The organism is Pradoshia sp., from assembly GCF_051873915.1.
GTDB lineage: Bacteria > Bacillota > Bacilli > Bacillales > Pradoshiaceae > Pradoshia.
This window is the reverse complement of record NZ_JBJEFJ010000050.1, coordinates 1-7,499: the sequence shown is the minus strand read 5'-3', so window position 1 is coordinate 7,499 and position 7,499 is coordinate 1. Positions and strand designations below refer to the sequence as shown.

Below are 7,499 nucleotides of genomic sequence, written 5' to 3'. Positions count from 1 at the left end.
ACAATCAACTAATGCATGGAAAACAACAAATAAAGACCCGAAGGATTAGACGATAGATAGATACCTTTATCGTCTAATCCTTCGGGTTTATCATTGGCTGAAATACTTATATCCCAGCCGCATTTTTTATCTTGTAGAATGCTTCATCCATTTCTCCGCGAAATCGACTGCTTCTCTCATCGAGAATAAGCGGGAATGAGCACTGCCAATCTTGCCGCGCTTAATCTTATGTTCCCTCTCAAACTCCACGCCAATCTCGTCAAAGTCGGTATCATCATAATCCAGGTCGTGAAATTCCACCCACTTCCTGACACCGTCTATTATGATTGGCGCTCCTTTCATAATTTCCGCTCGATTTCCGGCCCTGTACTCTGCCAGATGAAAGCATGTATTCGTTTCATAGGTTGTCCCAATAAACAGGACATAGGCATCTAAATCATACATTTTCCTTAGCGGTGACTGCTCCCCAAGCCCATATTCAAGACTGTGGGTGGACAGGATTTCTTCCTTCCTAGCCCCCCAGCCGGCAAAGGATACCTGCGGATGACTGCTTCTTTTGACACCCTTGAAGGTTCTGAACAGCTCTGGAACCTTGCCCATCCCGCGGGTCGGTGTGACATCGGGATCATAGGCAGGCATCGTACTGCGAACCGTCTCCCACCATTCCCACGGAATAGGTGGCAGCAGCCACTCAGCCGGGTCTGATAAATCAGCTGATTGAGTCGGCATGATAATTGTGCCCTCTTCTGTCACAGCATCCATTATCGCCTGGATAAGTGCGACGGCTCCCCCATTAACCCACCCAATGGAGGATAGTGAGCTATGAACCAGCAAGGTCATGCCCGCATCTACCCCAAGCTCACGCAAATCTTTTCGCAGTTGGTCCCTCGTCCTTGGGAAAGGCGTTTGATCGATCAAACTATTCATGGCCCCACTCTCATTTCATCGTTTTTCTCTATTATACTACTTGATGGAAGACATGAGCTTCATCTAGGCGCCGACAATCATTTCAATATGTTTATGGAGAACAGTCAATTCAGCTGGTGTCTCAGAATATATTTCCCCATCTGTGTCTGCCGCTAGAACCGGTGTCGTCTTCACAGAAAGCGATGATGTTTGGAAATGCTGCAAATTCCCTTGTGCTTCCTTCTCGTTTGGCGGCAGCTCTTCCAGATTGAATACTTCTATGAAGGCACCAAAGGAGGAATCCTTAACAATCAGCACATCAAATAGACCGTCATCCACCTTCATATTCGGAAAAGGAATTGAATTTGTGCCTATATACCGACCGTTCATGACAAGAATCATTACGGCCTCTCCCTCCAATTCATGATCATCCCCTCGAAGAGTGTATCGAAATGGCTCTGTCATTTGCACTGTCTTCAAGGCACTGAGGAAATAACTCAGTTTTCCGATTACCTTCTTTTGAGTATCATCTATATTCGTTGAGGTAGCTGCTACAAGACCGACTCCCCAAAAGTTCAAGAAATAGTGGTTATTAACCTTCCCAACATCTAAAAGCTGTGTCTTGCCCTCCATAAGGCTCTTAGCGGCCTTTGCAAGATTTTGCGGCATGCTAAGCATCCGGCTGAAATCATTGCATGTACCCCCAGGTAGTATCCCTAAAACCGGTCTCTTGTCCAATTCTGCTACACCATTGATGGCCTCATGAACGGTGCCATCCCCGCCAAGTATAATAATCAGGTCAGCTTTCTCTCCCCATTCCCTGCATAGTTCTGTTGTCTCTCCCTCACGCTCTGTCTGTATGACCTCTAATTGTTTAACATGCACACTTATAACTGGCAAGACAGCTGCCAGTGCTTTCTCTGTATCTGCCTGTCCAGCCGTTTGATTGTAAATGAACAGTGCACGGTTATACATATCCATCATCTTCCCCTCATTTTTTCCGTATTCTATCCCCCTTTATTTTCCCATTTTTGCATGGGAACAAAACCATTGTTCTGGCAGGCCTGTATCATTTTGACTATAATTGTAAAATAAACTGATTTTTCTGAACAGAGGGGGTGGAAATAGATGAAAACCGCAGATTTATGTGATGACTACGCTGATCAACTTAAACTATGCCGAATGGACTTATCCTCATATGGAGGAAAGAGAGAGTTCCATGGCTATATCCAAACCGTAGATGTATTTGAGGATAATTCTTTAGTGAAGGAAAGCCTGCAAACGATTGAGCCTGGAACTGTTCTTGTCGTTGATGGGGCCGGCTCAAGAAATTGCGCCCTGCTTGGTGACCTTTTAGCAGGCATCGCCCGGGACCGCCAAATAAATGGAATCATCATTAACGGCTGTGTCCGTGACTCCGCTGAATTAGCGACCATTCCGGTCGGTATCAAAGCAATCGGGACATGCCCCTTCAAAAGCAAGAAACGCGGCGAGGGAACGAAAGATATCCCTCTCTCCTTTGGGGAAGTAGATTGGATTCCTGGCCAGTACGTTTATGCAGATGATGATGGTATTCTGCTCGCAGAAAAGCCTGTGCACACATGAGTCATCTATATACAGCCAAAAAGGTATTCGGTTAAACCGGATGCCTTTTTTCTGCTGATTCCATGGAGGTGACGAAACTTTACTGCCGCTTCTCCAACGAGATATTAAATGCTTACATTGCATGTCAAAAGTCATTTTTTGGTTAAATTAACGAACGTATGTTCTTATTTGTTCGATTGTTTGCTATAATGGACAAACAAGACCACATCCACGATGAAGACAATCTCCCACAGAATGGGGGTGATACATTTTGACAGTCTTTGAAACCTTGATGGTCACTTTTGGCTTTGCTACTCTGCTGCTCAGCATTATCACGATAAAAAAATAGGCCCCCTGTGTAAATAGAGGCCTATTTCCCTGTCCTCTGACAGGATGTGGATTCTTCAATAGCCGTGAATGCCCACCATTCACGGCTATTTCTTATTATCAGGGTATCATAAAATGGAAGCCCTTGTCATGAGAGATTCTATCAATAGGTGATTTTATCCATCTTTCTATATTGTGTTTAAGTTTGGCACGAATGGTAAAATGATTATAGAGGTTTTATCAGAAAGGCGGTGAATCTTCATCCTCCTAATACAGGGATGAAGAGGACTAATGTACACAGCTAAATTAATCGCACTATTCATCCTGCTTGCGAGCACTATGTTCTTCGTAGCATCCGAATTTGCCATTGTCAAAGTGCGCGCGACGAGAATCAATCAACTAATCGAGGAAGGCAACAAAAAAGCGATTAATGCTAAACGAGTCATCACTCATTTAGATGAATATTTATCCGCTACACAACTCGGCATTACCATCACCTCTCTCGGTATCGGGTGGTTAGGTGAGCCGACTGTAAAAGCGCTTATTGATCCATTATTCGTTAAACTGCATATTCCGGAATCCGCAGCATCCTTGATTTCATTCGTGATTGCCTTCTCGCTAATCACATTCCTGCATGTGGTTGTTGGGGAGCTAGCGCCTAAATCTGTGGCCATCCAAAAGGCAGAAGCTATTACCGTAAACTTCTCTGGACCATTGATCATGTTCTACCGGATTACCTTCCCAATCATATGGGCACTGAACCACTCTGCACGTTTCATTACTGGGCTGATTGGCATCAAGCCTTCATCTGAGGGAGATATTGCTCACTCCGAGGAAGAACTGCGCATGATCTTAAGCGACAGCTACCAAAAAGGCGAAATCAATCAATCTGAATATAAATATGTAAACAATATCTTTGAATTTGATGAGCGTCTCGCAAGGGAGATCATGGTACCGCGTACTGAAATCCATGTCTTCCAGAAGGATGATAAGCTTGAGGATATTCTTGAGGAGCTCTATGACCTGCAATACACCCGTTTTCCAGTTGCAGATGGAGACAAAGACTCCATCATCGGCTTAATTAACACGAAGGAGCTTATGACGGCCTGCCTTCGTTCCGGCATGAAGATGGATATGCCCATCGAGCCCTTTATCAAGCCAATCATTACAGTCATTGAATCGGTGCCTATTCATGACCTGCTCGTAAGGATGCAAAAAGAACAAACCCATATGGCGGTCTTGCTCGATGAATACGGCGGAACCTCCGGACTTGTCACAGTAGAAGATATCCTTGAGGAAATCGTCGGTGAGATTCGTGATGAATTTGATGATGACGAGCTTCCGGAAATACGGAAACTAGGCGATAACCATTATATTGTTGATTCTAAATTGCTATTATCTGAGGTGAATGACCTGCTCGGCATTCATATCGACAACCCTGATATAGACACTATCGGGGGCTGGTACTTAACCCGTAAGATGGACGTGATTATCGGTGATTCTATTGAGGAAGAAGGCTATATCTTCACCATCACAGAAGCCGAAGAATATCATATCCTTTATATCGAGATTAAGAAAGCTGGATAAAAAAGAAGGCGGCATCGATTTGCCGCCTTCTTCAGCTTTATTCTGTTTCGCCTTCCCATGCAAGCATGCCGCCATTTATGTTCGTAACATCATATCCATATGACTCTAAAAACTGTACAGCACGGGCACTTCGTCCGCCTGCATGGCACACAACGAAATACTCTTTATTCTTATCCAATTCATTCATTCGAAACTCAACAAGCCCCAATGGAATATGCAAGGCCTCTGGAATCTTGCCTCCTGCCACCTCATCCGCTTCACGCACGTCAATGATATTCAGCTGCTCTCCTGCTTCAAGACGAGACTGCACTTCTTGTGGATCAATTGTTTTCACGTTCTTCATTCCTCCCGAAATCTCTTTACCCCTCTAGGTATAACAAATAAGCTTAAAAAAAGCCAATCATTGAACTATCGGCTCTTCACCAATAAACTGACGGCTTCATTCACTAAGGCTTCCTGCTCTTTTCCCTCAGCTGTCTTCACGCATTCCACAAGATTCTCACTCACAATCACCCCGATTGTTCGATCCACAGCTGAACGAACAGCCGACAATTGAGTCACGACATTCTTACAATCCTTGCCCTCTTCCATCATTTTTAAAATACCGCGAAGCTGGCCTTCCATCCGCTTCACACGGTTCTTAACCTGGTCATTATATTCCATCCGTTTCACTCCTTTAGAAGATTATACCCGAAAAACGATTCCTTATCTAATTGAATGTCATTGTACGCATTCATTCCCATTTTCTCAAGCGATAAACTCCATCCTTTTACCTGTTTATAGGATAAAAATGAAATAAATGGTTATTGAGTGTCTGTATTAGGGTAAAAGAGGATATGCCATTTTGTCGAAAGGAGATTCTATCATATGAAAATGAGATCCATGTCACTTGCCATCCTCATCATCTGCGCCGGTATCCTATCAGCCTGTGCTGAAAAGGACAAAATGGAAAGCGGCGCTGAACTAATTGAAGAAGGCAAATTCATTTATACGGCTTCTGGCGAATTCCGGCCATTCAGCTATATGAATGACGATATGACCATGACAGGCTTTGACATTGAAGTCGGAGCAGCCATTGCCAAAGAGCTTGGCCTCGAGCCTGTCCAGAAACAAATGAAATTTAAGGGAATCGTAGAAGGAGTCAAAACCGGCCGCGCCGATGTTGCAGTAGCCAGCCACACCATCAATGACGCACGAGCCAAGCATGTCTTATTCTCCACCCCCTACTACTACTCAGGTCCCCAAATATTCACCCGGCCTGACAGCAAAATTAAAACGGTTGAAGACTTAAAAGAAAAAGAAGTAGCTGTTGCCAAAGGATCTACATATGCAGATACCGCAAGCCAATATACATCCAACATAAAAATGTATGACAGTGACATAACCGCTTTAAAGGCACTCAGTAACGGGCGCCATGATGCTGTCATCACCGACTTTGTCACAGGAGCAACCGCTGCCAAAGAAGGCTTCGAAATTATCGGCCAGCAGCTGATTGAACGAAGCGAACAGGCAGTCGTCATTCCAAAGGATAATCCCATTTTGCTCGAGGAAGTCAATAACGCCCTTGATTCACTCCGCGAAGACGGTACCTTAAAGGAAATCAGCATGAAATACTTTGGAGAAGATATTACAACAAAACCAGAATAATAGATAGAAAGGAAGTTGTTTCGATTGCCGAGTTTCTCGCATTTTTTTGACACATTAATTGATACACGCGGCGTCTTTTTCGATGCCATGATTTTAACGCTTGAATTAACAGTTGTCTCTATCCTAATCGGAATCATTATCGGTTTAGTCGTTGCCCTATTAAAGATATCTCGCATCAAAATTCTTGGCTACGTCTCTGATGCTTATATTTACCTTGTTCGCGGTACACCGCTCATCGTACAAATCTTCATCCTGTACTTTGGATTCAGCGGCATCTTCCTCATACCGGATTTCTGGGCTGCCTCACTTGCACTCGCCTTCCATAACGGTGCCTATATTGCAGAAATCTTCCGCGGAACGATTCAATCCATCGACAGAGGCCAAATGGAAGCCGGCCGCTCACTCGGAATGACCCGCGGACTCGCCATGCGTCGAATTATCTTCCCGCAGGCGCTGCGCAGAGCCCTGCCGCCGCTTGGCAACCAATTCATCATCGGCTTAAAGGACTCCTCCTTGGCAGCCTTTATCTCGTTGAACGAACTATTCAACGTTGCCACCACACTCGGGTCCAACAACTTCGACGAGATGAACTACCTGCTCATCGTCGCCGTCTACTACCTAATCCTAGTCGCCATTCTCACACTCGGCCTGCGCGCACTAGAAAAGAAAATGTCCATTAGCGACCAGTAAGGGGGAATAAAACATGGCACGAGAAATGATCAAAATTGAAAACCTAAACAAATCATTCGGGGACCTTCACGTCCTAAAAAATATAGACATGACCATCCACGAAAGCGACGTTGTCTGCCTCGTCGGCTCCAGCGGATCCGGCAAAAGCACCCTGCTTCGCTGCATCAACTATCTCGAAAAAAAGAACAGCGGCAAAATCATCATCGAAGGGGAACAAATCGAAACCACCACCCACAACATCAATGAAGTCCGCCAAAAAATCGGCATGGTCTTCCAGCACTTCAACCTCTTCCCGCACATGACCGTACTCGAAAACGTCATCGAAGCACCGGTCCAAGTGAAGAAGGTACCAAAGGCAACCGCTAAACAAGAAGCCAAGGCACTCTTGAAAAAAGTTGGGCTAGAAGACAAAGCCGACGTCTACCCAAGCAAACTATCCGGCGGCCAGAAACAGCGTGTCGCCATCGCCAGGGCACTCGCCATGAAACCTGACATCATGCTCTTCGATGAGCCCACCTCCGCCCTCGACCCAGAGCTCGTCGGAGAAGTACTGCTCACCATGAAAGAACTCGCCGAAGAAGGCATGACCATGATCATCGTCACCCACGAAATGTCCTTTGCCCGCGAAGTCGCCGACTGGATCTTCTTCATGCACGAAGGAAACATCCTCGAACGCGGCACACCCGAGCAAATCTTCGACAACCCGCAGGAGGAGCGGACACGAGAATTTTTCAGCAGCCAGTTTTGAGGAAGGAAGG

10 protein-coding genes are annotated in these 7,499 nt (G+C 45.4%); 6 read left to right on the top strand and 4 right to left on the bottom strand.

What is annotated here, in order from left to right; genetic code table 11:
- Window positions 1-126: 126 nt before the first annotated feature.
- The gene (locus tag ACI35L_RS05235) at window positions 127-927 is read right to left on the bottom strand and encodes an aminoglycoside N(3)-acetyltransferase (RefSeq protein ID WP_439802386.1); all 801 of its coding nucleotides are present in this window, start codon (window positions 925-927) and stop codon (window positions 127-129) included.
- Window positions 928-990: 63 nt separating this feature from the next.
- Window positions 991-1,890, bottom strand: a complete 900-nt coding sequence (locus ACI35L_RS05230; RefSeq protein WP_439802385.1) for a diacylglycerol/lipid kinase family protein — start codon at window positions 1,888-1,890, stop codon at window positions 991-993.
- A gap of 144 nt (window positions 1,891-2,034) precedes the next feature.
- On the opposite strand from ACI35L_RS05230, the gene rraA reads away from it, so the two are divergent.
- The 3 genes from rraA to ACI35L_RS05215 all read left to right on the top strand — a co-directional run bounded on the left by rraA (window position 2,035) and on the right by ACI35L_RS05215 (window position 4,404).
- Window positions 2,035-2,511 (top strand): ribonuclease E activity regulator RraA, encoded by a 477-nt coding sequence (gene rraA, locus ACI35L_RS05225; protein ID WP_049672462.1) that lies wholly within the window; start codon window positions 2,035-2,037, stop codon window positions 2,509-2,511.
- Window positions 2,512-2,761: 250 nt separating this feature from the next.
- Window positions 2,762-2,839, top strand: a complete 78-nt coding sequence (locus ACI35L_RS05220; RefSeq protein WP_439802393.1) for a putative holin-like toxin — start codon at window positions 2,762-2,764, stop codon at window positions 2,837-2,839.
- 269 nt (window positions 2,840-3,108) lie between these two features.
- Window positions 3,109-4,404 (top strand): hemolysin family protein, encoded by a 1,296-nt coding sequence (locus tag ACI35L_RS05215; protein WP_049672463.1) that lies wholly within the window; start codon window positions 3,109-3,111, stop codon window positions 4,402-4,404.
- 37 nt (window positions 4,405-4,441) lie between these two features.
- Here ACI35L_RS05215 and ACI35L_RS05210 read toward each other — a convergent pair whose 3' ends face one another.
- Together ACI35L_RS05210 and ACI35L_RS05205 are read right to left on the bottom strand one after the other, a co-directional pair.
- Window positions 4,442-4,738, bottom strand: coding sequence for a rhodanese-like domain-containing protein (locus ACI35L_RS05210; protein WP_049672464.1), 297 nt, complete (start codon window positions 4,736-4,738; stop codon window positions 4,442-4,444).
- Window positions 4,739-4,812: 74 nt separating this feature from the next.
- Window positions 4,813-5,067: a metal-sensitive transcriptional regulator gene (locus ACI35L_RS05205; RefSeq protein WP_049672465.1), complete on the bottom strand. Its 255-nt coding sequence runs from the start codon at window positions 5,065-5,067 to the stop codon at window positions 4,813-4,815.
- A gap of 204 nt (window positions 5,068-5,271) precedes the next feature.
- Between ACI35L_RS05205 and ACI35L_RS05200 the strand changes: the two genes are divergently transcribed.
- Genes ACI35L_RS05200 through ACI35L_RS05190 form a run of 3 tightly spaced genes read left to right on the top strand, consistent with a single transcriptional unit; the run spans window position 5,272 to window position 7,489 of the window.
- Window positions 5,272-6,051: a transporter substrate-binding domain-containing protein gene (locus ACI35L_RS05200; protein ID WP_439802384.1), complete on the top strand. Its 780-nt coding sequence runs from the start codon at window positions 5,272-5,274 to the stop codon at window positions 6,049-6,051.
- Window positions 6,052-6,075: 24 nt separating this feature from the next.
- Window positions 6,076-6,741: an amino acid ABC transporter permease gene (locus ACI35L_RS05195; protein WP_439802383.1), complete on the top strand. Its 666-nt coding sequence runs from the start codon at window positions 6,076-6,078 to the stop codon at window positions 6,739-6,741.
- Between the two features lie 13 nt (window positions 6,742-6,754).
- Entirely contained in the window at window positions 6,755-7,489 is a 735-nt protein-coding gene (locus ACI35L_RS05190) for an amino acid ABC transporter ATP-binding protein (protein WP_439802382.1), read from the top strand.
- Window positions 7,490-7,499 lie beyond the last annotated feature (10 nt).

Coding starts and splice junctions, on each gene's coding strand:
- ACI35L_RS05235 (WP_439802386.1), bottom strand. CDS start 927: ATGAATAGTTTGATCGATCAAACGCCTTTCCCAAGGACGAGGGACCAA.
- ACI35L_RS05230 (WP_439802385.1), bottom strand. CDS start 1,890: ATGATGGATATGTATAACCGTGCACTGTTCATTTACAATCAAACGGCT.
- rraA (WP_049672462.1), top strand. CDS start 2,035: ATGAAAACCGCAGATTTATGTGATGACTACGCTGATCAACTTAAACTA.
- ACI35L_RS05215 (WP_049672463.1), top strand. CDS start 3,109: ATGTACACAGCTAAATTAATCGCACTATTCATCCTGCTTGCGAGCACT.
- ACI35L_RS05205 (WP_049672465.1), bottom strand. CDS start 5,067: ATGGAATATAATGACCAGGTTAAGAACCGTGTGAAGCGGATGGAAGGC.
- ACI35L_RS05200 (WP_439802384.1), top strand. CDS start 5,272: ATGAAAATGAGATCCATGTCACTTGCCATCCTCATCATCTGCGCCGGT.
- ACI35L_RS05190 (WP_439802382.1), top strand. CDS start 6,755: ATGGCACGAGAAATGATCAAAATTGAAAACCTAAACAAATCATTCGGG.